Origin of the sequence: Pseudomonas sp. PDM32 (assembly GCF_019219225.1) — a bacterium.
In the GTDB taxonomy this organism is placed as follows: domain Bacteria; phylum Pseudomonadota; class Gammaproteobacteria; order Pseudomonadales; family Pseudomonadaceae; genus Aquipseudomonas; species Aquipseudomonas laurylsulfatiphila.
The window spans coordinates 1-23,317 of sequence record NZ_JAHUWE010000008.1 but is presented as its reverse complement, the minus strand read 5'-3'; the positions used below and the strand labels follow the sequence as shown (position 1 = coordinate 23,317).

Below are 23,317 nucleotides of genomic sequence, written 5' to 3'. Positions count from 1 at the left end.
TCCCTCGCCACAGGTTATGTGTGTGAGTCCAAACGATGCGTATTACAACTGCGCCGCCAACCGCGAACCCTGATTGATCGCCCGCTTGGCATCCAGCTCTGCCGCGACATCCGCGCCACCGATCAGGTGCACGCTCTGCCCCGCCGCCACCAGGCTTTCATGCAACTCGCGCAGCGGGTCCTGCCCGGCGCAAATCACGATGTTGTCCACCGGCAGCACCTGCGGCTCGCCGGTTTCGCCGATGCGGATGTGCAGGCCTTCGTCGTCGATCTTCAGGTATTCAACGCTGTTGAGCATCTGTACCTGCTTGTTCTTCAGACCCGTGCGATGGATCCAGCCGGTGGTCTTGCCCAGGCCGTCGCCGACCTTGGACTTCTTGCGTTGCAGCAGGAACACCTCGCGGGCCGGCGCATGGGGTGCGGCCTTGATACCGGCAACACCACCGCGTGCCTCAAGGTGCGTATCGATGCCCCACTCCTTCCAGAACGCGGCGGGATCCTGACTGGTGGCGACGCCTTCATGAACGAGGAACTCGGAGACGTCGAAACCAATACCACCGGCACCAATCACCGCGACACGCTTGCCGACCGGTTTGCGCTCCAGGATCACATCCAGGTAGCTCAGCACCTTGGCGTTTTCCACGCCAGGAATCGCCGGCACGCGCGGCGCAATGCCGGTGGCCAGGATGATCTCGTCGTACTCGCCTTCGACCAGCTGTGCCACGTCGACTCGGGTGTTCAGGCACACCTCGACGTTGGTGGTCTGCAGCTTGCGGTTGAAGTAGCGAAGGGTCTCAAAGAACTCTTCCTTGCCCGGAACGCGCTTGGCGATGTTGAACTGACCGCCGATTTCGCTGGCCGAATCGAACAGCGTCACCTGATGGCCACGCTCGGCCGCCACGGTCGCGGCGGACAAACCGGCAGGGCCGGCACCGACCACGGCGATTTTCTTCAGTTGCTGCACGGGCAGGTAATTGAGTTCGGTTTCGTGGCAGGCACGCGGGTTGACCAGGCAACTGGTCAGCTTGCCGCCAAAGGTGTGATCGAGGCAGGCCTGGTTGCAGCCGATGCAGGTGTTGATCTCATCGGCGCGACCTTCAGCGGCCTTGTTGACGAAATCCGGGTCGGCAAGGAATGGCCGCGCCATGGACACCATGTCGGCATCGCCCTCGGCGAGGATCTGCTCGGCGACTTCCGGCGTGTTGATGCGATTGGTGGTGATCAGCGGAATATTCACCGAACCCCGCAGCTTGGCCGTGACCTTGCTGAACGCCGCACGCGGCACTTTGGTGGCGATGGTCGGAATCCGCGCTTCGTGCCAGCCGATACCGGTGTTGATGATGGTCGCGCCGGCCTGCTCGATGGCCTTGGCCAGTTGAACGATCTCTTCCCAGGTGCTGCCACCTTCGACCAGGTCGAGCATCGACAGACGGAAAATGATGATGAAGTTCGGGCCGACCGCTTCACGCACGCGGCGAACGATTTCCACCGGCAGGCGCATGCGGTTTTCATAGCTGCCACCCCAACGGTCGGTACGGTGGTTGGTGTGGGCGGCGAGGAACTGGTTAATGAAATAACCTTCGGAGCCCATGATTTCCACACCGTCGTACTCGGCGGTTTGCGCCAGTACCGAGCAGGTGACGAAATCGCTGATCTGCTTCTCGATGCCCTCCTCGTCCAGTTCCTTGGGCTTGAACGGGTTGATCGGCGCTTGAATGGCGCTGGGTGCAACCTGTTTCGGGCTGTAGGCATAACGACCGGCGTGGAGGATCTGCATGCAGATCTTGCCGCCCGCGTCATGAACGGCACCGGTGACGATACGGTGCTTGAGCGCCTCTTCTTCGGTCGTCAGCTTGGCCGCACCGGAATACACGCCACCTTCGTCGTTGGGGCCGATACCGCCGGTAACCATCAGGCCGACACCGCCACGGGCACGTTCGGCAAAGTACGCCGCCATGCGTTCGAAACCACCCGGTTTCTCTTCAAGGCCCGTGTGCATCGAGCCCATCAGGGTGCGATTGCGCAGCGTGGTGAAACCCAGGTCCAGCGGAGCCAACAGGTGCGGGTATTGAGCGGCGGTCATCGGTAACTCCACATCGTTCGATCACGGAAAGTGCAGGAGCTCTGCGGCCCCCATCAGTCATGCTCGACAGACTAAGAGTCGCAACGCCGTCGCTCAATGACCGTAACTGACAACTTAATGATCGAAATGTGCAGCAACAGGGAGTGACTGGGAAATAGCTGCTACACCCGCGGATGCCCAACAAGCCCGAAAATGCGCAAATGTTTTCGTCGCAGCAAAGCGTGTCAGGTCACTTCAGGGAGCTGTTCCGGCTCCGGAAAAATATGACCACCTTCCATGGCCCATGAAGCGGGAATGTCGACCAACGCCACGACCACTGCATTCGCATCGGCCCCGGTGACGGCCATGTAAACCTCGGTGATTGCGCGCAGGATGGCGTGGCGCGTCGCTTGTGGTCGTCCTGCACGGATCTGGCCGCGAATTATCGCGGGGGCCGCGACTTGGCCGGCGGTGAATGCGCTTCCCGCTTCAAGCTCCTTGAACAGCACGTGCACGTAGCTGGCCGGCGCGCCCGTCTCCTGGGTGTGAATGGATGTGATGGACTCGGCCAGCGATTGGCGTTGACGCTCGCTGAGCGTTCCCTTGACGGTCTGGCATTCATAGAGGGGCATGGAAAACTCCTTTGAAGACGTTATGGAACAGTCAGGTACACAGGGCTTCAGCCCTTCAACTTGATGATCAGTTCGATCAGCTTGTTGGGCTTGAGCGGTCCTTTGTCGTAGGGCGGCAGCATCATCCTGGTGGCGGCGAAGAAGCCCTGACGATAGACGGGGCGCATTTTGGAAAAGGTCTGAAAGCCTTCGTAACCGTGGTAATGGCCCATGCCGCTGGCGCCGACGCCGCCGAAGGGCATGTCGTGCTGAGCCACGTGCAGCAGCGCGGTGTTGATGCATACGCCGCCCGACATGATGTGGGTCACGTAGTAGTCCTGCAGGGCGCGGTCCCTGGTGAAGGGATACAGCGCCAGTGGCCTGTCGTGCTGGTTGACATAACCAGCCACGTCTTCGCGGCTGGTGTAGGTCTTGACCGGCAGCAGCGGGCCGAAGATCTCGCGCTGCATGATGACCATGTCGTCGCTGACGTCGAATACCAGGGTCAGCGGGAATTTGCGCAGGGTCTTGTCCGGCGTCTGGTCGGGGAAAAGATTGACCACCCGCGCGCCCTTGGCCACAGCGTCATCCAGCGTGGCCTGCATGCGGTCATAGGCGCGCTGGTCGATCATGGACGTGTAATCGGCATGATTGATGTCGGGGTAGCGCTCGGCTATTACCCGCTGGGCTTCGCGTTCGAAGTCCGCCTCGGAGCCGGCGGGAATGAAGACGTAGTCGACGTTGGTGCAGATCTGTCCCGCGTTGAAGGCCTTGCTCCACATGATGCGATCGACGGCCAGGGTCATCGGGAAATCCGGCGCGACCACGGCGGGTGATTTTCCGCCCAACTCCAGTGTCACCGGGGTCAGGTTGCGCGCAGCGTTCGCCATCACGGCGCGACCGGTCTGACCCGAACCCGTGAAGAAGAGATGATCGAAGGGGATCGAGGAAAAAGCCGGGCCCACCGAGCCATTGGCGTCGCTGTCTTCGAAGAACTGAAGCTGTTGCGGCGGGAAGTACTTCGGTGTGATGGACATCAGCAGGTGCGTCAGATTGTTCGAGTTTTCCGACATCTTGACCATCGCCCGGTTGCCGGCGGCGAAGATGGCAGTGAGTGGCCCGAACGACAGCAGCAGCGGAAAGTTCCAGGGTACGATCACGCCGACCACGCCCAGCGGCTGGGGAATGACGCGGTTGCTGGAGGTGGGGTAGACCATCAGATCGATGTGGCGCTTCTGCGGCTTCATCCATTTCTTCAGGTGCTTGATGGTGGACTTGATATCTCCCAGCACGACGAAAAACTCGGCGAACAGCGTCTCGAAGGTGGAGCGGTTGCCGTAGTCCTGGTTGATCGCTTCGATCAGTGCCTGGCGGTTGTCTTTCAGCATCCGCGCCAACTTCTTGAGGTCTTCCACGCGCTGGGCATGGCTGCGCTCGGGCATGGCAAGGTAGGCGGCGCGTTGGTGCTCGAAGCAGGATTGCATGGCAGGGGGAACGATGGGCTGGGCAATGTTCAGGGCACTCATGCCGAGTTCCTTGTGTAGTGATTGAAAGGCGGCAAATGGGTTTGGCTACGCTTGTCGCGCAGCCGCCCCCCCTTCTATTGCAAAGGATTCAATGCCTCAGGTGTGGCGCTCACGCGTCCTTGAAGTTCGGCGCTCGTTTTTCCAGGAAGGCTGCAGCGCCTTCCTTGAAGTCTTCTGCGCCGGTCAACCGGGCGACTTCACTTAGCAGAGTTGCAAGCGCCGCCTCGGGGCCTTTTTCACGGGCCAGGCGCACCGACGCTAGCGCTGCCTTAACCCCGGACGGTGAGTTCTGCGCAATCAGTCGTGCGAATTCGAAAGCGCGCGTCATCAGCTGGCTCTGCGGGACGACTTCTTGCACCAGCCCCATCCGGCAAGCGGACTGAGCATCGAACTCTTCCGCTGTCAGGATGTAGCGAAGCGCGTTACCGAGACCGATTTTTGCCGGCAAGAACACGGTGGCCCCCCCGAACGGGAACAACCCGACTGCCACCTCGCGTTGAATGAACGTGACATCTTGCGCGGCGATAACGATATCCGCCGCTGCCGCCAGCTCCACCCCCAGGTTCATGCACTTGCCATGAACGGCGAGGACCACCGGTTTGCTCCGGCGGCGAACGGTCGGGTCGATTTCGAGCATATCCACCAGCGATGGATCGCCGATACGCAACTCTCCCCGTGCGGCGAGAGGCGCAGAGCTGACGATGTCCATGCCCGAGGTAAAGAGCAGGCCGTTGGCATGCAACACCGCACAACGCAGGCTTGGATCGTCTTCGTAGATCGCCATGGCCTTGGCCAGGCCGATGAACATGTCGCGGTCGAAGGCATTCATCTTGCGCGGACGGTCCAGGCAGATCGACAGCACATCACCGTGGCGTGTGATGACCACCCGATCCTCGAGGCGGTCGCCGGACACGGCATGGGTTTCGCGTTTTTCGCGCTCGCGCAGTACCAGGATCCGCCGCAGGATTTTCCCTGCCGGGTTTTTCGGAATGGCGTCGATGAATTCGATGTCGCGCAGTTTCTTGTAGGGGGTTACACGCTGTGCGACGAAGTCGATCAGTTCGGCTTCTGTCACAGGTGAGCGCAGCACAACGAAGGCTTTGGGCACCTCACCGGATTCGGTGTCAGGGCTGGGCACGACGCCGGCATCGGCCACCGCCGGGTGCATCAACAACACACTTTCGAGTTCGACCGGGCTGATCTGGAAGCCTTTGAACTTGATGAACTCTTTGGCGCGGTCGATGATTCGCAGATTGCCGTGCTCATCGATCCGGCCGACATCTCCGGTTCGCAGCCATCCCTGCGCATCGATCGTTTCGGCGGTTGCCGCCGGATTGTTGAAGTAGCCGAGCATCACGTTGGGACCGCGTATCAGCAGCTCGCCATCCGCACCTGGCGCCACGTCCTGGTTGCCGCCGATTTCCACGACCCGCACCTCAATGCCATGCATCACCCGGCCGACCGAACCTTCGGCCTCTTTCGGCATGCCTGGCTCGGAAACAGCGCCGGTGGTGGTGGATTCGGTAAGGCCCCAGCCGTTGAGCACCGGTACTTTCAATCGATCGGCGGCGCTCTTCAGCAGCTCGGCACTGATGGGTGAGGCACCGGAGATGGCCAGGCGCAGGCTCGACAGGTCGAAGTGATCGACCAAAGGATGCTTGGCAAACTGCAAGACAACCGGAGCAACGACCGGAGCGACAGTGATTTTGTAGTCCTGAATCACGCGCAAAGTCACTTCCAGGTCGAGTGCGGGCAACACGATCAAGCGTGCTCCCTGAGAAAGCGCCGAGCCTATGAAGCTGGTCTGTCCGTAGATATGGAAGAACGGCAGCGCCGCCAGGATAGTGTCGGACTTGCGGAAAACCTCGGCGGCGGTCACCTGCTCGGTCGCCGCGACGTAGTTGCGATTGCTGAGCATCACCGCCTTGGGGAAGCCGCTGGTGCCACTGGAGAACATCAGGGCCAACAGGTCTTTTTGCAGATCACGGCAGCGCTCTTCGGCCAGAGGCTTGCCCACCAGCAACGAGGCAAACGGCGTGAGGCCCGCGGACTCACCCAGCACGAAAATGTCTTTCAATTCCAACGTGATCAGGGTGTCACGCAGCCTTTCGAAGACTTGCGGGGTGACGATCACACGCGTGGCCCCCACCAGCTTGAGGAGTTCTCGCACGTCCTCCGGCGAGGACATGGGATTGAGTGTGGAGTACACGCCGCCGGCGAAGGCTATACCGTACAGAGCCACCGGGAACCAGATGCTGTTCGGCGCGATGATGGCGGTGACCTCCCCGGGCTCCAGACCGCGCTCTATCATGTTGCCGGCAAGCACACGCACATGCCGGGACAGTTCGGCATAGGTGAGCTGTTCACCGCTCAGCCCGTCGATCAACGCCGGGTTGTCTGCGTAGCGTTGGATTCGCTCCAGAAATAGCCCGGCGAAGGAACCGACAGGTACTTCCAAAGGCCTTTGCGACAGAAATGAATTCATGTATTTACCCCGCTCGTGGTATTGGTCATCGCGTGTTCCGAGGCACGTTGGTGCGCCTTACGGGTCATCGATCTCGTGAACAACAGTACGAGCGGGGTCGTGAGCTCGACAAACGACATTGGTTTTACTTGGATGACAAAATGTCACGTGAAAAGAAGATCCTCATCCCGACGGAGAGCGTGCGACAACTACCCGCGCTCAATGCCTTTGAAGCCGCTGCGCGGCTGGGCTCCTTTCAAGAGGCCGCGACGTTCCTGCACCTGACGCCTTCGGCAATCAGTCACCAGGTTCGAAGGTTGGAAGGCGTATTGGGTGTGGCGCTTTTTGTTCGACGCAATCGGCAAATCGAATTGACCGAAAGCGGTCGCAAGCTGCAGCTTCACGTCAGCCGGGGGTTGGCCGAAATCTCTATCGGGCTTCAGGCGGTCAAACAAGCCAGTGACACCAGCCCTTTACGCATCAGTGTGGCGCCCAGTTTCGCGGCTACCTATCTGAGTGCGGGCATGGCGCAGTTCGAACGTGAGAACCCGGACATCACCGTGCATATGGAGTTTTCATCCAGGGTGGCCGATCTGGAAGCCCGCGAGCTGGACATCGCCATTCGCCATACCACGCAAACCCGATTCAACGTTTTTTCCGAAAAACTGGCAGATGTATCCGGTGCGCCTGTCTGTGCACCGCAAATAGCGGCAAGACTCGTTGCCGGGGAACGTATCGAGAGTATCCCTCGCATTGCGCTAGCCCAGGCGCCTGGGGTCTGGACGCTTTGGAATCAAGCCGCCGGACGCATGGATATCCCGCCACAGCGTGAGCTGCTTTTTGAAAATCTGAGTGATGGCCTGCAGGCGGCCATTGACGGTCACGGATTGATGATGGCTCCGCTGGGGCTTATCGAAAAGCACCTGAAGAATGGCCAATTGGTCCTGCCTTTCAAGGAGAAGCTTGAGCGAGTGTCGGCCTACCGCCTGCTGTGTCTCAATGGCAATGAGATGTCTCCCAAAGTCTTGCGGCTGCGGCGCTGGCTGAAGGCTGTGATTCGCAATAGCGGCCATTTCGGCGACGGTCTCGATGTCGCCAGCCATCAGGTCCCGCGCAAAGATCGATAACCTTTCATTCGAACAACTGACGGCGCCTGGCTCCTGGCGACATGGAAAACCAGCGCTGGCAAGCGCGATTGAACACGCTCTGTTCGCTATAGCCGAGCAGACCGGCAACCTGGGACATCGGCATGTGCCGCTCCGCCAGATAGTGATCGGCACGGTCACGCCGCAAGCTCTCGACTATTTCATCGAAGCTTCGCCCCTGCTCGGCCAGCCTTCGCTGCAACATACGCACGTGCATGCCCAGTTGCTCGGCAATCAATGGCAAACGGCAACGCTGTATCGGCATCATGCGCAAGACCAGGCGCTCGACCTGGCTGACAACATCCGACGTCGCTTGCAAGTCGAACTGCTGGAAATACTGTTCCAGTGCGCGATGCAGGTAAGGGGCTTGCTGTTCGATCCGCTGATTGAGTTGTTCGTCACGAAGTACCAAGGCGTTGCAGGATTGACCGGTGCACACCGCAGTTTTGAAATAGCGCCGGTACCGTGCTTGAGCCACTGAGTGATTGGCGGAAAACAGAACCGCCTGGGCAACGAAGTTGTCGCCATACAGCAGCTTCATACCGTTATGCGCCACCCCCATTGCCAGCTCCACCATTTGCCGTCGCGGGGTCGGTCCGGACAGGCGGATGTCGATCAACAGGCGCGGCGCGTGGTTCTCGCTGAGGTCCAGATCAAGCTGGATGCCCGGGCTGTGGTAGCCGATAAAACGGATGATTTGCTCCAACGCCTCCCCCGCCGTTGCGCACGTTCGAGCGATGACCGCAATCGGCCCCAGGACGTGCAAGTCCTGGTACTCGGCCATGCGCAGGCCAAAGTCAGGGCAATCCAGCTCCCGTGCGGCAAACTCCAGCAGCCCGACCAGCGAACGCAACGGTACCCGTGCCTCCTCGTCCATCAGCACGTCCGGATGGATGCGGAAGCGCTCGAGCATGAGGTCGACTTGCCCGCCGAGCTGGCTTGCCACCTCACGGAATCCGGTAAACGAGCTTGTTCTGATCAATGTAGTCATGTCGTCAAAGATCAAATAATTGGCATGAGAGGTCAATAATTTTCAAACGCCTTCAGCCAACAATCGATCCCAGGTACCTTTGTTGCTTCCTGGTGAAGCAGCCCCTGTTCGCTCGCTCGGGATCATTGTGTGATGGAATTCGACTACGTAATCATTGGTGCCGGTTCAGCCGGTTGTGTCCTGGCCAACCGCTTGAGTGCAAATCCCGATATCACGGTATGTTTGCTGGAGGCCGGTCCGGAAGACCGCTCGCCATTGATCCATGCCCCGGTGGGGGTCGCGGCGATCCTGCCGAGCCGACACGTCAACTGGGCATTTCACACAGTACCGCAGCCTGGCTTGAACGGCCGTCGCGGCTATCAGCCACGCGGCAAGGTGCTGGGCGGAAGCAGCTCGATCAACGGCATGGTGTACATCCGTGGCCACCACAGTGACTTCGACGATTGGCAGGCGCTGGGCAACCCCGGCTGGTCGTTCGCCGATGTACTGCCGTACTTTCGCAAGAGTGAGATGAGCCACCGCGGCGCATGCGACTACCACGGAGCGCAGGGCGAACTCTATGTCGGCAAGAACCCGATGCATCCCGTCACGCAAGCGTTCATCGAAGCGGGGCAGATGGCCGGACACCGCCACAATCCCGACTTCAATGGCGTCGACCAGGAGGGCGTTGGCCAGTTCGATGTGACGATCCGCAACGGTCGGCGCTGGAGCACGGCCACCGCGTTCCTCAAACCGGTACGACACCTGCGCAAGAACCTCACGGTGCTGACTTCGGCTGCGGCCGAACGCATTGTGCTCGAAGGCAAAAAAGCCGTCGGTATCGAGCTGCGTCTCAAGGGCAATCGCCAGACCATCAAGGCACGCCGGGAAGTCCTGCTCAGTGCCGGTTGTTTCGGCAGCCCACAATTGCTGATGCTCTCGGGGATTGGCCCGCAAGAGGAACTCAAACCCCAAGGCATCACGGTGCAGCACGAACTGCCCGGTGTCGGGCAAAACCTGCAGGACCATCCGGATGTCGTGCTCAGCTACAGGAGCCAGGATACGTCATTGATGGGTGTCTCCCTGCGCGGCAGTGTGAAGATGGGCAAGGCCTTGATCGACTATGCCCGTCATCGGCGCGGCCCTTTTGTGAGCAACTTCGCCGAAGGTGGCGGCTTCCTGAAAACCGATGCCAAGCTTACACGCCCGGATATCCAGCTGCATTCGGTGATCGCGATGATCGACGACCACAACCGCAAACTGCACTGGGGTCACGGCTTCAGTTGCCACGTCTGCGTGTTACGGCCCAAGAGCATCGGCAGCGTCGGTTTGCAATCAAACGATCCGAGCGCCCCACCGCGCATCGACCCGAACATTCTCGGGCATGACGACGATGTCGAGACCCTGCTCACGGGCTACCGCATGACCCGGAACATCATTCAACAAACACCGATGGCGCGTTATGGCTTGAAGGATATGTTCAGCGCGGGCTTGTACGGCGATGAACAGCTGATCGAACTGTTGCGCCAGCGTACCGACACCATTTATCACCCGGTCGGTACCTGCAAAATGGGCAACGACGAGCATGCGGTGGTGGACAGCCAATTGCGCGTGCATGGCATCGAGGGGCTGCGGGTGGTGGATGCCTCGATCATGCCGACGCTGGTGGGCGGCAACACCAACGCCGCTTCAATCATGATCGCCGAACGCGCAGCGGACTGGGTGTCCGCCAGCAGGTGATCGTGCTGTCGAATCGACCTTCGGCGTTACTGCCGCAGGTCAGCGGTTTCGCTACACAGGTTCCGAACAGTGCGGCAGTGGTTTGAGGTGATTTGCTCCTGATCAGCTAAGGTAATTTGGTCAACCATCCGTTTGGGCAGATCAGCAATGAACTCATACCTCACCCTGTTCTTCGGTATGTTCACAACCCTGCTGGCAATCATCAACCCACTGGAGGCCATTCCGGTATTCCTGGGTCTGCTGCAGGGCAAAGACTCTGCCGAACAGCGCCGCGTTGCACGCAAGGCCTGCCTTTATGCGCTGCTGTTGATGTTTTTCTTTTTAATTTTCGGCAACCTGCTGCTGCGTTTGTTTGAAGTTCCGCTGAGTATGATTCGGGTGGTCGGCGGGGTGATCCTGATGCGGATCGGGTTCGAGCTTTTTGCGCCCTCGCCCGACAGCAGCCTGATTCCAAGCGGTGGCAAAGGCGACGAGGACGTATCTTTCATCCCCATGGCCATGCCGATCATGTTCGGCCCCGGCGCCATTGCCACGGTGATCGGCCTGACCAGCACCATCAAGGACTCCGACCGCGCCATATTGTCCTTCGCCGTCGTGGCGCTGGCGATCTGCGCCACCATGCTGGTCACTTACCTCTCCTTGGCCTACGCCAACAACATCCTCAAGAAGATTGGCCCGCAAGGCATCGATGCCGCGACCCGCATCGTCGGTTTTTTCGTTTCGGCGATGGGCGTGGGGCTGATCTTTCACGGAACGGTGGAGTTTCTGCAGTCCTATGGGGTACTGCTCAACACCGTGACAAAGTAGGACAGCAACGTCCTCATGCAGTCTGAAAACGGGCGCCTGTCTGGGGCGCCCGTCGTTTATGGCAGCTGACCAGCCACGATGTTAATCGTGTCCGTTATGACCACTCTGCCGCATGGCTTTGAGAATGCCGTCCAGGTTGTAGGTTTCCGGCGCCTGCATGGGAGGGAAATCCTTGTATGACATCAGCTCCTTCTCCCAGAGCAATTGTCCGATCGGCAGCATGTTCCAGTTGTAGATATAGGCGTTACCCGGAGAGCCCAAGGCACCGCCATAGCCGGTGATGGACTTCGCGTCGGCACCGACCGTTGTTTCAAAAGGGTCGCGCTTGAGGTTGAGCAGTTGGGTCCAGTGGAACGTGGTCGCGCCATACAACCCGCCCGTCGCGGTATCCGGCACCATGGTGTAGTACATCTTCCAGTTCTTGTAGCGCACTGCCGAAGGTTGCGAGCCGGTGTAGTAGAAAAAGGTGTCGCGCGCCGACTTGTCGGACTTGCCGGTCAGGTAATCGGTTTGATCCACACCATCGAGCTTGGTCTTGACGATGCCGGGATAATTGCCCGCCATGATCTGCTCGTTCAGCTCATTGCCCTTCTTGCCGCCAGCGATACTGACCAGTGTCGGCACCCAGTCGAGCGAGGCAAAGATGTCGGTCAGGACCGTGCCTGGCTTGATCACCCCAGGCCAGCGGATGACCAGCGGCGCACGCATGCCACCTTCCCAGGTGGTCAGCTTGCCGCCCTTGAACGGGGTTGTGCCGCCATCGGGGAAGGTAATGGTTTCCGCGCCGTTGTCGGTGGTAAAGACGACAATGGTGTTGTCCAGTTGGCCCATGTCCTCGAGTTTCTTCAGGACATAACCAATGTTGTCATCCAGTTGTTTCATGCCTGCTTCGTTGGTGCCCCAGTCTTTTCCGCCGGGCTCGCCGACCATGGCGTCATACTTGGGTGGCAGCACCGTGGTGATGTGCATGCGTGCCGGGTTGTACCAGACGAAGAAGGGTTTACTGGTCTTCTTCGGATCGTTGCGGTCAAGGAAGTCGATGACCTTGGCGGAGATTTCTTCATCCACGGACTTCGAACGTTCCAGCGTCAGCGGCCCTTCGTCCTTGCACGTGGTGTTCTTTTGCGTACCGTCGCTGGAGACGCAGGACATGACCGGACGAGGTGGCGTCAGGCAGGTACCTTCCCGCGGATCGATGGCGCCAGGCACATCCGGCAGCCCGTTGATCGGTGTGGCCTTGCAGGGTGGGGCGATGCCCTGCACCTGCGGCGACTTGTTGATGTCGACAAAACTCACGCCCTGCATCGCATCGAGGTGATAGAGGTAACCCCAGAATTCCTGGAAGCCGTGGGATGTCGGCAGCGCTTCGAAGTTGTCGCCCAGGTGGTTCTTGCCGAACTCACCGGTGGTATAGCCCAGATCCAGCAGGAACTTGGACAACGCAGGTGTGCCAGGGCGCAGCCAGGAGGGACTGCCGGGCAATTGCGGTGGGATCATGCCGGTTCGCAGCGGGTGCATCCCGGTAAAGAAAGCGTTGCGCCCCGCCGTACAACTCTGCTCGGCGTAGTAGGTCATGAATTTCGCGCCTTCCTGGGCGATGCGGTCGATATTCGGCGTTTCACCCACCGCCAGGCCCTGGTGATAGATACTCGGCTGCATCCAGCCGATGTCATCGGCCATGATGAACAGGATGTTGGGTTTCTTGTCGGCCGCTTGAGTCACTGTCGACAGGCTGGCAGTACCGGCAAGACTGCTTAACGCCAGTCCCGTCAGTACAAGTTTTCTCAGTTTCATGAACTTGATCCTCTTCCAGTTGATTCACATAACTACCCATCTCGGATACGTCGTGCTCTCATCTCTCAAGGCTCAAAAACTTCAACTGCCCCATCCTTAATACTGACGGTCATCCGTCACGGGTGCGGCTTTCTTAAATATGTTGAGCTTTGACCGCAATGGCGATTGGCTCCAGTCCTATGCATACCCAGTGCTCAGCCCTACCACTAACCGGATGGTGAGTATAGACGCGCATTTACAAGGTGTCGGCCGCAAAGCCGCCCCTCCATGGATCACCTCATTTCAGCGCTTTGCCTGCGCGACATCGCCGCAGAAAATATCGACGCTGCCATCTTCGGGTGATGTACGCACGACGACGGAATATTTTCCGGAAAGCAACTCTGACGTGGCGATCGGCGCATTACGGTAAAAGCTCCAACCATTGGACCCGGCTTCATTTTTTGTATTGACCTTATCGTTCATTGCATAGGCGACAGGTCCGGGTTGCTGACAGCTGCCTTTGTTGATGAAGGTGTAAATGCGCGGCGGCAGAAGGGTTCCGGTCGGAACGCCAGTGATATAGAAATCAAAATTGGTCTGGTTGCCTTCGGCCGTCAGTGTGGCGTTGCCCGTCTGGCCCGCATTTCTGTGGGTGGCAGCCAGAGGCAGATTCATTGAATGGTTTGAAGCCGTACTGCAACCGAAGAGACCTGCCATGAGTAGCGTGAGTGGAACGATGCGAGCATTCATAACAACCTCCAAAAGTGGAAGAAGTGCATGGGGGAACATTGGGTATAGCTCATTAATAAATGGGCTGTACCTCAATAAATTCGCATTGGACAACTTCGCACCTGCCACCCGGCGATCAGGCAAAAAATAGAAGAAACGCTGACAGTGTCATCTGTCCTTGCTTTCACGCCTCCATGATCTTGACCAACAGACTTTCGCGCTGGCAAACGTCGGCCTCCACTGCCCTCACTTCTTGCATGAACACCTCTACCGCGGGTGGCAGCGAACGTTCCTTGAGGTAAATGAAGCCGTACCGGGTACGCAGGGCAAGGTCCTGAACGGGTAACAGCGCGATTTCACCCGCCGACAATTCGCGCTCGAACGTCGACAGATTCCCCAGCGCCAGGGCGTTGCTGTTCTCGACGAACTTCACGATTTGCATGGGCACATCAATTTCGATGGCCGGTACAAAGTCTCCGGTCAGCGCATCATAGGCACCGGCGCAGCCCAGCGTTGCCGGAAGCAAGTGGGTCGCCAATCGCAAAGGGATGCGCGAAGCCACCCAGGGGTAATCAAGTGTTTGTGCCAATGTCAGAGGACGGTCTTGCCCAAGCAGCGGATGGTCCGGGCGACAGAACAGGCGGCCTTCATGCTCCCCCAACAGCTCGCAGGTGAGTTCTTCCCGGCCTTGCAAGGTGCTGATTTCAGCGATGCCAAGATCCACCACGCCGGTTGTGACCTGGTGAGCCACCTCGCGCCACCCGGCCACATGGGCCGTCACCCTGATTTGCGGATGCCGGGCATGCATCCGCGCGATGCCGGCGTAGCCGCTGATGATGCTGGGGTAAGGACCGAAAGCGACTTTCAGTGCGCCGATATCCCCGCCCGCCAGCAAGGCGATGTCACGCCGCAGATCCTGCTCCGCCACTAACAGGCGCCGACTCTTCTCCCGCAGCAAATGGCCAAATGCAGTCAATACAACACCGTCGGTGCGTCGATCGAACAACGTGACCCCGAGTTCGCGCTCCAGCATCTGGATGCTTTTACTCAGCGCCGGTTGGGAAACACCCAGAGCCTTGGCGGCCCGGCCAAAGTGCGCGTGCTCGATCAATGCCAAAAACTGACGTAGACGGTTCGGTGTCATTTCATAACCTTTACGTTATCGAAAACCTTTAAAACGGAATTTTTAGGAATCAGATCAATATGCTATTCATGGTTCGACGGGTCAAGCCGAGAACGCAGAACGCTTGCGTTGCCTTGACGCCCCTGGACATTTCATCTGGCGCAGGAACCTTTCATGTACAACAAGACCCTCCATCTGGCACTGGCGATCACACTTGGCGGTAGCATCAGCCCTTGCGTTTTCGCTGCCGATGCAAACGGCGCAGCTTCCGATCCGGCTCCATCGCAAAACGTGCACTTCGACAGCAAGGGCAAGGCGCCTTCGTCCTACACGGTCGACATGCAGAACACTGTGCGCAAGACACTCCCCTTTGCCGACAAGCGCGACCTTGAAGAAGCGAAAAAAGGCTTCATCGCCGCACCGCCCTACAAGAAGATCATGGCCGACGCCGGGAACGTCGCGTGGAACATGGGGAGCTACAACTTCCTGAATGAAGGCAAGGATTACGACAGCATCAATCCGTCGCTGCAGCGTCAGGCAGTGCTCAACACGGCCTATGGCCTCTACGAAGTCGTTCCGGACAAAATTTACCAGGTGCGCGGGTTTGACCTGGCCAATATCACGTTCATCAAGGGCGACACCGGCTGGATTGTCTTCGACACGCTGCTGTCGAAGGAAACCGCCAGGGCCGCCCTGGACTTCATCAACGAAAAACTGGGCAAGCGCCCGGTCGTGGCGGTGGTGATCTCCCACTCCCATGCCGATCACTTTGGAGGAATCCGCGGCGTTGTTGACGAGGCCGATGTCCGCAGCGGCAAGATCCCGCTGATTGCGCCGCAAGGCTTCATGGAGCATGCCGTGGCTGAAAACGTCTACGCCGGCAACGCCATGAACCGGCGGGCGTTCTTGCAATATGGCTTGCTGTTACCCCACAGCCCGTACGGTCATGTCGACATGGCCATTGGTAAAAATGCTTCGATTGGCAACATGGGGTTAATCGAGCCCAACCGTTACATTGCCAAAGATTTCGAAACCCTGACCATCGACGGTATCGAAATGGAGTTCCAGAGCACGCCCGGCACTGAAGCGCCTGCGGAGATGAATACCTGGTTCCCACAGTTCAAGGCGTTCTGGGCCGCCGAAAACATCACCGGCACCATCCATAATATCTATACCCTGCGCGGCGCCCTCGTCCGCGACCCGCTGGTCTGGTCGAAGAACATCAACAATGCCCTGTATCGCTACGGTCAAACGGCAGACGTCATGTTCGCCTCCCACAGTTGGCCACGCTGGGGCAACGAGCGGATTCAGGATGTAATGCGCGCGCAACGCGATGCCTACGCCAACCTGAACAACGCCGTGCTGCATGCCGCCAACCAGGGCGTCACCATCAACGAAATTCAAAACGTCTACAAACTGCCCGAAAGTCTGAAAAACAACTGGGCGACCCATAGCTACCACGGCTCGGAAGAACACAACAGTCGTGCCGTGATCAACCGCTACCTGGGTTATTGGGATGCCAATCCGGCGACGCTGATGCCGCTGTCGCCAAAGGACTCGGCCCCGCTCTACGTGGAAATGATGGGAGGCGCCGACAAGATCATGACCAAGGGGCAATCCTTGTTCGATCAGGGCAAGTACCGCGAAGCCTATGAAATCCTCAACAAGCTGGTGTATGCCGAACCGCAGAACAGCAAGGCCAAGGACTTGCTCGCGGATGTCTATGAGCAAGTCGGTTATCAGAAGGAAAGTGCCGGCGTGCGCAACAGTTTCCTTTCGGCAGCCTATGAACTGCGCCATGGCATGCCCAAGGGCCTGCCGCCAAAAACCGGCGGCCCCGACATGATTCGCGGCATGAGCACCGAGTTATGGCTCGAATACCTGGGCATTGCCCTCGATGGCAGCAAAGTCGCGGATCAACACTTCATCTTCAATCTCAAGACGCCCGATAACGGCGAGCAGTTCGTGGTGGAGTTGAGCAACTCGACATTGACCAATATCAAGGGGCAACAAGCCAGCAATGCCGACCTCACCATCACCCTTGACCGTGCTGATCTGGAAGGCGTGATGGCCCGCAAGACCGGATTTGAACAACTCGTCGCAACCGGCAAGGCCACCTTCGAAGGCAACCGCAAACCGTTCGAACTGTTAATGGCGGCGATCACCCCATTTACCCCGACCTTTGAACTACTGCCAGGTACCCTTCAGTAACCCACAAGGGCTGCGCTTCATCCTGCCCCGGGATGAAGCGCTTTGGCGTTCTACTTCGCGATCCTGAATACACAATAACGAGCATGGATGGCGCTATTCATAAGTTGTTCCTTCCAATATCGAAAATATGAACTACCACTTATGTGTGCCCCCCCAGGCCGTTTGAACGTAATACAGATTTTTCGACATTCGTTAATTCACCCTTATTCGAAAATGCACATTTGCCGGGATTTAATCCATGCAAACCAGAACAGGTGCACTGCCTGCCTTTACGCTACTTGCCTTGTGCAGCCAGCAAGCACACGCCGGCGGCATCATGCTTTACGAAATCGGCACCGATAACGCCGGCCTGGCCAATGCCGGCGCCGCTGCCCGCGCCCAGGGCCCTTCCACTATCGCCAGCAATCCGGCGGGCCTGAGTTATTTGCCGGGAACACAGATCACCGCGGGCTTGCAGGTGCTTTACGGCAACCTCAAGTTCGATCGCGATGCCGACACCAATGTGCCGGGTAGCGGCAGTGGCAACGCCCTCGACCCAATTCCCGGCGGCAGTTTTTTCATCAGCCATGAACTGGACGATCACTGGAGTGTCGGCTTCGGCCAATACGCCGACTTCGGTCTGGCGGTCAACTACGACAACGACTGGTCCGGGCGCTACTTCGCACAGAACGCCAGCCTCGGTGGTTTGTCGTTGGTACCGAGCGTGGCTTACCGCTTCAACGAGCAATGGTCGGTGGGTCTGGGGGTCAAGGCCATGTACGGCATGCTGCAAGCCCAGACCGCGATTGACCGCTCGCCGTTCGGTTTTACCGACCGCACGGACGGCCAATTCAAGTACAAGGACCAGGATTGGGGTTTCGGTGCGAATGTCGGCGTCATCTACGCCCCGCAAGCCGGCACACGCATAGGCCTGACCTACACCAGCCAGGTCGATCTGGACTTCGAGGACCGGCTGGACGTGAATGGCGATGGCCGACTGCTCGATCGCGTCAACAACACCAAGACCGAACTCGACATGAAGGTGCCGCAAACCGTCACCCTGAGCCTGTTCCAGCAACTGGACCGCCAATGGGCCTTGCTCGCTTCGCTCAACTGGCAGGACTGGTCAGAGTTCGGCGACATTGCGGTGCAGGTCGACACCACGGCGCTCGGCGCCCAATCGACAACGGTCGACGCCGGTTTCAAGGACACCTGGCACCTGTCCCTGGGTGCGCAATACCAGGCCACCGAGCAATGGCTGTGGAACGTCGGCGTGGCGTACGACAGCAGCGCCGTGTCGGACCACAACCGCACCGTGACCGTACCGATGGCCGAATCATGGCGCCTTGCGACAGGAGCCACCTATGCGCTGGACAAGGACACCGACGTCAACCTCAGCTGGGCCATGATCTGGATTGGCGACATGCCGGTGGACCAGACCAGAAACGTTTCGGGCAATCGAATTTCCGGTCAATTCGACAGCGCCTGGATTCAAGCCGTGACCGGAAACATGACCTGGCGCTTTTGAGTGTCTTGCCACACAAAAGCGACTTCATCCGAGGAGCACACAGCATCATGAATCTGTCCCGAAACCTGCTTTTCGGTGCCGCCGTGGCCGGGCTTCTGCTCGGCGGTTGCACCTCCAAAGTCACTGAACAGACGCAGTACTCCGGCTACCTGTCCAACTACGACAATCTGCAGGAGGTCACCACGCCCAGCGGCGGTACGGCGATGCGCTGGGTGAGCCCGTCGTGGAACCCCAATGCCTATGACACGGTAGCGTTCGAGCGACTGGAACTGTATCCGGCGCCCAAGCCCAATGAGCGGGTCAACCAGCAGACACTCGATGACATCCGGGACTACATGAGCAACAGGGTCAAGGCGACGCTGGGGCAGAAATACCGGATGGTCCACCACACGAGTGCCGCGCCAAAAGGTTCGAAACCCTTGATCCTGCGCGCCGCGATTACCGGCGTGAGCGCCTCCAACGAAGGCATGAAATGGTATGAAGTGGTGCCAATCGCCGCTGTCGTCGGGGCGACACAGGCGGCTACCGGTCACCGCGATCAGGACACCGAGCTGTATATCGAGGCCGAGCTCATCGACGCGAGAGACAACCAGACCGTGGTCAGGGTCGTGCGCAAGGTGTTCGGCAAGCAACTGTCCAACGAAACCCAGAAAATCACCGCCCAGGACTTCAAGGCGGCGATCGACAAGTTGAACGTCGATCTCTGGGCATTCATCCGCAGTTGAACCCCTGATTCAACCCGCCAACCGATGTTGGCGGCTGAATCGCTCCCGGAAGAGGAATGGCTGATATGGCTTCCCATGCATTGCTTCGACTCACACATTTGCACAGACCTTTAATCGCCGCAGCGCTCATCGCCAGCGTGCTTGCGTTAAGCGCTTGCGCAACGGTGGATGCCCAGACGACCGCCTACGTCGGGGTCGAGCACCCTGCTCCGACCCTGCCCGCCGAAGTCCAGATATTACGCACGGAACCGACTCGACCCAGTGTGCGTTTGGGCGAAATCCTGATTGATGCCAGCGTCGACCCGGCACCGCCCATCACCCAGGTCGAACAGAAACTGCGTGAAGAAGGCGCCAAGCTGGGTGCAGACGCGGTGGTGGTGGTTTATGACCGGATCCAACCCGTCGCCGCCTACGTGACCGGTCCTCTGTGGAACCGCGACATCGATACGATCCAGGGTCGCAAGCTCAAAGGCATTGCCATCAAATACCAATGACGAGGTGTACAGCTATGAAAGCAATCATGTCCTGGCTGACGGTCACGTTGGTGACGGTCTTGATCAGTGCCTGTTCCGCCGTGGGGTCGAACGATGGCGGCGCCGGTGAAATGGAGATTCGCTCGGGCAAGATCGAGCAGATATCGCTGACGCAGATGCAGACCAATCACGACAGTGGCGTCGGCGCCGTACTCGGAGGCCTTGGCGGCCTCGGTATCGGCAGCCTGATCGGCAGTGGCACCGGGCGCGACGTCGCCATGGTCGCCGGCGCACTCGCCGGTGCGGTGGGCGGCAATTACGCAGAGAAGAAAAAGTATGACCAGCCGGTAGCGGCGCAACAGGTCATCGTTCGGGTGAAAAGTGGCGTGTTGGTATCGGTGACCCAGCCGATCAATCCAGCCCTGAGCAAAGGCATGAACGTTTATATCGAAGGCGCGGGGAACAATGCCCGGGTGCTGCCACAGGGTGGGTAGTGGCCACGCCTGGAACGGTAAACCGCCGTTGACCAGGCAGCCCAAGGCATCAACCTGATCATTACAGTAAAAATAAATAAACTTATCTTTGTGTAATATTACACATTACGATAGATTTATTCAGAACCTGTAATGACCTGGAAAGACAATGAAACCTTGCGTAAAAAGCCTGGTGCTCGAACTGCTGGTTGCTAAAAACGGCGTTCCCCTGCAGGTCAGGGAAGCCATCGTCGCCTGCGAGCTATTCGGCATCAGTGAAAACAATGTCCGGGTCACCTTGGCGCGCCTCACTATCGAAGCATTGCTGGAAGGTGCGGGCCGAGGCAGTTATCAGCTGGGGCCACAGGCCAGGGACATCTCGGCGCAGTTGTTCGAGTGGCGCAACGTGGAGCAGCATCTGCGGCCGTGGGACGGCAGTTATCTGATGGTGGCGTGCAACGCCCTGGGGCGCAGTGATCGCAACATCTTGCGCCAGCGTGAACGGGCCCTGCACATGCTGGGTTTCGCGGAGCTGGACAAAGACCTGTACGTGCGCCCGAACAATATCTCGCCTGATATCGAGTCGTTGCGTCGACGTTTGATCGAACTCGGCCTGGAACCGGCCGCACTGGTTTTCCAGGCCCAGGGCTTCGAAGAGGCGCAGGCGCAGCGAATACAAAACCTGTGGAAGGGTGAGTTGCTCGACGACAGCTACCGCCGCCATTGCGAGCAATTGGAAAGCTGGACGCTGCGCGCCGGGCAACTGAAGCCGGACATGGCCGCACGCGAGTCTTTCATCCTCGGTCGCGAAGGCATCCGCCAGATCGTCTTCGATCCCCTGCTACCGGAACCTATGGTCGATGTGGCGCTGCGCACGGAGTTCTTTGCCTGCACCCAGCGCTTCGTGGATCGCGGCCACCAGATCTGGCGCACCTTTCTGCAACAGCCCTGAAGACTCAACTGACTCATCACCCGTGCCGTTCCAGGCCCTTGATGTCGAGGATAGACATGCATAACAAAACCAAAATCAGCGATATTCTCAGCCGCGACGAAATCAAATCCTTCAGCGAACGCTCAGACCTCTGGGGTGCCTGGGCGGTGGTGTCTACCTGGGGCGTGTTGGCCTTGACCTTTACAAGCCTGGCCTGGGCCCGCGAACTCCTGCCCTGGTGGGGATTCAGTCTCGCCCTGATCGTGGCTTTGGTGATTATTGCCGGACGCCAGTTGTGCCTTGGCATTTTGCAGCACGACGCCGCGCACGGGACATTGTTCAAGAGCAAATGGTGCAATGACGTACTGGTCGACTGGATGTGCGCCCGGCCGATCTGGAACGAGCTGCGCAAATATCGTCCCTATCACCTGACTCATCACGCCAGGACCTCATCCGTCGACGATCCCGATCTCTGCCTGGTTGCCGGATTGCCTACGACGCGCCGCTCCATGATGCGCAAGTGCCTGCGTGATCTTTCAGGCATTACCGGCCTCAAGTTCCTCGCGGGACGCATACTGATGGATGCCGGCGTGCTGCAGTGGTCGCTCACCAGCGATATCCGCCGCCTGCCGCAGGCTGGTCGTCGCTGGTGGGACTACCCACGGACCTTTTTCAGAAACGCCAGCGGCATGCTGCTCACCAACGGCCTGCTCCTTGCCGCATTCTGGATCAGTGGACAGGCGTGGTTATACGGCGTGTGGGTGCTGGCCTATATCACGCCGTTCCCGTTGTTCATCCGCATTCGCTCCATGGCGGAACATGCTTGCCTGGAATCAGGCACGGACGTCCTTCGCAATACGCGAACCACACAGGCCGGTTTGATCGCCCGCGCTTGCGTGGCGCCTATCCGGGTCAACTTCCACATCGAGCACCATCTGATGGCATCGGTGCCGTATTTTCGCCTGCCGAAGTTGCACGCTCTTTTGCGGCAGCGCGGCATCGTACCGCCACCACCCACTTACTGGCAGGTGCTCAAGCGTGTGAGCCAGCGAACTCACTCCGTCTGATGGAAGAATGCTGTTCGCCCCAGACTCAAAAGCCGAAATACACAAATGCCGTGGCTGCCGCCATACCCCACGCGAGCAACGCCATGACCGTTGAATTTTGCGGTAACCCGGATTCGCTCAATCGCTGAAAACCGGGCCTCGCAACACCGGCCTGTACGTAATAACCCTGCCTGATTGCCCGGTAGGTTTGCCGCAGGCCGACCAACAGAAACAGGGTGATCAGGCCAAGGGCAAGTCCACGCCTGATAGCCGGTTTAGCCAATGCTGCAAGGTGATCCTGCTCGCAGGCAACGCTATTGAGTTGCACAACGGTAATTCGTTGATAGTCCGTCACAGAGCGCTTTTGCCCCATCTGCATCGCCGCCTGTTGCTCCAGATCCAGCACCTGATACTTCCAGAGTGTTGACGATCCTTCTCGGCAGAAGGTAAACGCGGCAGGGCTTGATACGGAGATAATGCAAGCGTCGTTGATATCCAGTTTTTCCAGCGTTTCCATGGCTGACCTGGTGAAGTCCAGGTCCAAGACCGAAGCGGCCCCGGTAGCAGAAGCCGTGACCGAAACCAGTAGGCTGCTCAAGATGCAGATGGCTGAAATGTTCACGGCCAGGTTTCCCCTTTTCCATTTTTTTGATTTCGCAGCTCGGTTCCAGCCTGCCTTGTCGAGCTCCAGTACGCTGCTGGCCCCCCGATTCACCATGGGTCATTGAGTGGAAGGAAAAAGGGAGGGCATCCATTGCCCTCCCCTCCGTGGTCCACACTCCCTGCGACAGTACTGGCCAGGACCTCAAGTGGCCAGGATGAAGTCCGTCTGATCAACGGCCGCGCTGTTGACACCGACAAGCTGAATCGTGTCCGCCCCGATCCCTACCACCGTGTCTGCCCCGTTAGCCGTGATGGTCACGTTGGCAGCGAACGTCGCGCTGTTGATCCCCAGCGCCGTGATATTGAGCAAGTCCTGCCCGACCGGATTGGCTCCGAAGT

The 23,317-nt window shown here is 58.9% G+C and carries 20 protein-coding genes; 10 read left to right on the top strand and 10 right to left on the bottom strand.

Going from position 1 to position 23,317, the window contains the following annotated elements; translation table 11 throughout:
* Positions 1–42: 42 nt before the first annotated feature.
* The 4 genes from KW846_RS16225 to KW846_RS16210 form a co-directional block, all read right to left on the bottom strand.
* Entirely contained in the window at positions 43–2,082 is a 2,040-nt protein-coding gene (locus KW846_RS16225; protein WP_218483425.1) for an FAD-dependent oxidoreductase, read from the bottom strand.
* 224 nt (positions 2,083–2,306) lie between these two features.
* A complete protein-coding gene (locus KW846_RS16220; protein WP_218483423.1) occupies positions 2,307–2,693 on the bottom strand; it encodes a tautomerase family protein in 387 nt (128 codons plus the stop codon).
* A 47-nt stretch (positions 2,694–2,740) separates the two neighbouring features.
* Positions 2,741–4,198: a coniferyl aldehyde dehydrogenase gene (locus tag KW846_RS16215; RefSeq protein ID WP_218483420.1), complete on the bottom strand. Its 1,458-nt coding sequence runs from the start codon at positions 4,196–4,198 to the stop codon at positions 2,741–2,743.
* A gap of 109 nt (positions 4,199–4,307) precedes the next feature.
* Positions 4,308–6,683 carry a crotonase/enoyl-CoA hydratase family protein gene (locus KW846_RS16210; protein WP_218483419.1) on the bottom strand — a complete coding sequence of 792 codons (2,376 nt, stop codon included), beginning with the start codon at positions 6,681–6,683 and terminating at the stop codon, positions 4,308–4,310.
* A 140-nt stretch (positions 6,684–6,823) separates the two neighbouring features.
* Between KW846_RS16210 and KW846_RS16205 the strand changes: the two genes are divergently transcribed.
* On the top strand, positions 6,824–7,789 hold the full coding sequence (locus KW846_RS16205; protein ID WP_218483418.1) for a LysR substrate-binding domain-containing protein: 966 nt from the start codon (positions 6,824–6,826) through the stop codon (positions 7,787–7,789).
* A gap of 4 nt (positions 7,790–7,793) precedes the next feature.
* Here the strand turns inward: KW846_RS16205 and KW846_RS16200 are convergent, their stop codons facing one another.
* On the bottom strand, positions 7,794–8,753 hold the full coding sequence (locus KW846_RS16200) for an AraC family transcriptional regulator (protein WP_371321758.1): 960 nt from the start codon (positions 8,751–8,753) through the stop codon (positions 7,794–7,796).
* Between the two features lie 177 nt (positions 8,754–8,930).
* On the opposite strand from KW846_RS16200, the gene KW846_RS16195 reads away from it, so the two are divergent.
* Both KW846_RS16195 and KW846_RS16190 read left to right on the top strand, forming a co-directional pair.
* Positions 8,931–10,517 carry a GMC family oxidoreductase gene (locus KW846_RS16195; RefSeq protein WP_218483413.1) on the top strand — a complete coding sequence of 529 codons (1,587 nt, stop codon included), beginning with the start codon at positions 8,931–8,933 and terminating at the stop codon, positions 10,515–10,517.
* Between the two features lie 147 nt (positions 10,518–10,664).
* Positions 10,665–11,324: a MarC family protein gene (locus KW846_RS16190; protein ID WP_218483411.1), complete on the top strand. Its 660-nt coding sequence runs from the start codon at positions 10,665–10,667 to the stop codon at positions 11,322–11,324.
* 81 nt (positions 11,325–11,405) lie between these two features.
* Here KW846_RS16190 and KW846_RS16185 read toward each other — a convergent pair whose 3' ends face one another.
* The 3 genes from KW846_RS16185 to KW846_RS16175 form a co-directional block, all read right to left on the bottom strand.
* Positions 11,406–13,118, bottom strand: coding sequence for an arylsulfatase (locus KW846_RS16185; RefSeq protein WP_218483409.1), 1,713 nt, complete (start codon positions 13,116–13,118; stop codon positions 11,406–11,408).
* Positions 13,119–13,400: 282 nt separating this feature from the next.
* Positions 13,401–13,847 (bottom strand): hypothetical protein, encoded by a 447-nt coding sequence (locus tag KW846_RS16180; RefSeq protein WP_218483407.1) that lies wholly within the window; start codon positions 13,845–13,847, stop codon positions 13,401–13,403.
* A 163-nt stretch (positions 13,848–14,010) separates the two neighbouring features.
* On the bottom strand, positions 14,011–14,970 hold the full coding sequence (locus tag KW846_RS16175; protein WP_218483405.1) for a LysR family transcriptional regulator: 960 nt from the start codon (positions 14,968–14,970) through the stop codon (positions 14,011–14,013).
* 153 nt (positions 14,971–15,123) lie between these two features.
* On the opposite strand from KW846_RS16175, the gene KW846_RS16170 reads away from it, so the two are divergent.
* From KW846_RS16170 to KW846_RS16140, 7 genes are all read left to right on the top strand, one after another.
* Entirely contained in the window at positions 15,124–17,160 is a 2,037-nt protein-coding gene (locus KW846_RS16170) for an alkyl/aryl-sulfatase (RefSeq protein ID WP_218483402.1), read from the top strand.
* A 238-nt stretch (positions 17,161–17,398) separates the two neighbouring features.
* Positions 17,399–18,667 (top strand): OmpP1/FadL family transporter, encoded by a 1,269-nt coding sequence (locus KW846_RS16165; protein ID WP_218483400.1) that lies wholly within the window; start codon positions 17,399–17,401, stop codon positions 18,665–18,667.
* Positions 18,668–18,714: 47 nt separating this feature from the next.
* Complete coding sequence (locus KW846_RS16160; RefSeq protein ID WP_218483398.1) at positions 18,715–19,392, top strand: DUF3313 domain-containing protein; 678 nt, start codon at positions 18,715–18,717, stop codon at positions 19,390–19,392.
* Positions 19,393–19,457: 65 nt separating this feature from the next.
* The gene (locus KW846_RS16155; RefSeq protein ID WP_218483396.1) at positions 19,458–19,886 is read left to right on the top strand and encodes a hypothetical protein; all 429 of its coding nucleotides are present in this window, start codon (positions 19,458–19,460) and stop codon (positions 19,884–19,886) included.
* Positions 19,887–19,900: 14 nt separating this feature from the next.
* A complete protein-coding gene (locus KW846_RS16150) occupies positions 19,901–20,359 on the top strand; it encodes a glycine zipper 2TM domain-containing protein (protein ID WP_218483394.1) in 459 nt (152 codons plus the stop codon).
* 148 nt (positions 20,360–20,507) lie between these two features.
* A complete protein-coding gene (locus tag KW846_RS16145) occupies positions 20,508–21,290 on the top strand; it encodes a PaaX family transcriptional regulator C-terminal domain-containing protein (protein ID WP_218483391.1) in 783 nt (260 codons plus the stop codon).
* 56 nt (positions 21,291–21,346) lie between these two features.
* On the top strand, positions 21,347–22,336 hold the full coding sequence (locus KW846_RS16140) for a fatty acid desaturase family protein (RefSeq protein WP_218483389.1): 990 nt from the start codon (positions 21,347–21,349) through the stop codon (positions 22,334–22,336).
* Positions 22,337–22,361: 25 nt separating this feature from the next.
* Here the strand turns inward: KW846_RS16140 and KW846_RS16135 are convergent, their stop codons facing one another.
* Both KW846_RS16135 and KW846_RS16130 read right to left on the bottom strand, forming a co-directional pair.
* The gene (locus KW846_RS16135) at positions 22,362–22,937 is read right to left on the bottom strand and encodes a hypothetical protein (protein WP_218483387.1); all 576 of its coding nucleotides are present in this window, start codon (positions 22,935–22,937) and stop codon (positions 22,362–22,364) included.
* Positions 22,938–23,120: 183 nt separating this feature from the next.
* Positions 23,121–23,317: hypothetical protein (locus tag KW846_RS16130; protein ID WP_218483385.1), on the bottom strand; the 197-nt coding region annotated here is incomplete at its 5' end.

Coding starts and splice junctions, on each gene's coding strand:
- KW846_RS16175 (WP_218483405.1), bottom strand. CDS start 14,970: ATGACACCGAACCGTCTACGTCAGTTTTTGGCATTGATCGAGCACGCG.
- KW846_RS16190 (WP_218483411.1), top strand. CDS start 10,665: ATGAACTCATACCTCACCCTGTTCTTCGGTATGTTCACAACCCTGCTG.
- KW846_RS16170 (WP_218483402.1), top strand. CDS start 15,124: ATGTACAACAAGACCCTCCATCTGGCACTGGCGATCACACTTGGCGGT.
- KW846_RS16210 (WP_218483419.1), bottom strand. CDS start 6,683: ATGAATTCATTTCTGTCGCAAAGGCCTTTGGAAGTACCTGTCGGTTCC.
- KW846_RS16185 (WP_218483409.1), bottom strand. CDS start 13,118: ATGAAACTGAGAAAACTTGTACTGACGGGACTGGCGTTAAGCAGTCTT.
- KW846_RS16220 (WP_218483423.1), bottom strand. CDS start 2,693: ATGCCCCTCTATGAATGCCAGACCGTCAAGGGAACGCTCAGCGAGCGT.
- KW846_RS16195 (WP_218483413.1), top strand. CDS start 8,931: ATGGAATTCGACTACGTAATCATTGGTGCCGGTTCAGCCGGTTGTGTC.
- KW846_RS16225 (WP_218483425.1), bottom strand. CDS start 2,082: ATGACCGCCGCTCAATACCCGCACCTGTTGGCTCCGCTGGACCTGGGT.
- KW846_RS16215 (WP_218483420.1), bottom strand. CDS start 4,198: ATGAGTGCCCTGAACATTGCCCAGCCCATCGTTCCCCCTGCCATGCAA.
- KW846_RS16160 (WP_218483398.1), top strand. CDS start 18,715: ATGAATCTGTCCCGAAACCTGCTTTTCGGTGCCGCCGTGGCCGGGCTT.
- KW846_RS16165 (WP_218483400.1), top strand. CDS start 17,399: ATGCAAACCAGAACAGGTGCACTGCCTGCCTTTACGCTACTTGCCTTG.
- KW846_RS16145 (WP_218483391.1), top strand. CDS start 20,508: ATGAAACCTTGCGTAAAAAGCCTGGTGCTCGAACTGCTGGTTGCTAAA.
- KW846_RS16205 (WP_218483418.1), top strand. CDS start 6,824: ATGTCACGTGAAAAGAAGATCCTCATCCCGACGGAGAGCGTGCGACAA.
- KW846_RS16155 (WP_218483396.1), top strand. CDS start 19,458: ATGGCTTCCCATGCATTGCTTCGACTCACACATTTGCACAGACCTTTA.
- KW846_RS16180 (WP_218483407.1), bottom strand. CDS start 13,847: ATGAATGCTCGCATCGTTCCACTCACGCTACTCATGGCAGGTCTCTTC.
- KW846_RS16140 (WP_218483389.1), top strand. CDS start 21,347: ATGCATAACAAAACCAAAATCAGCGATATTCTCAGCCGCGACGAAATC.
- KW846_RS16150 (WP_218483394.1), top strand. CDS start 19,901: ATGAAAGCAATCATGTCCTGGCTGACGGTCACGTTGGTGACGGTCTTG.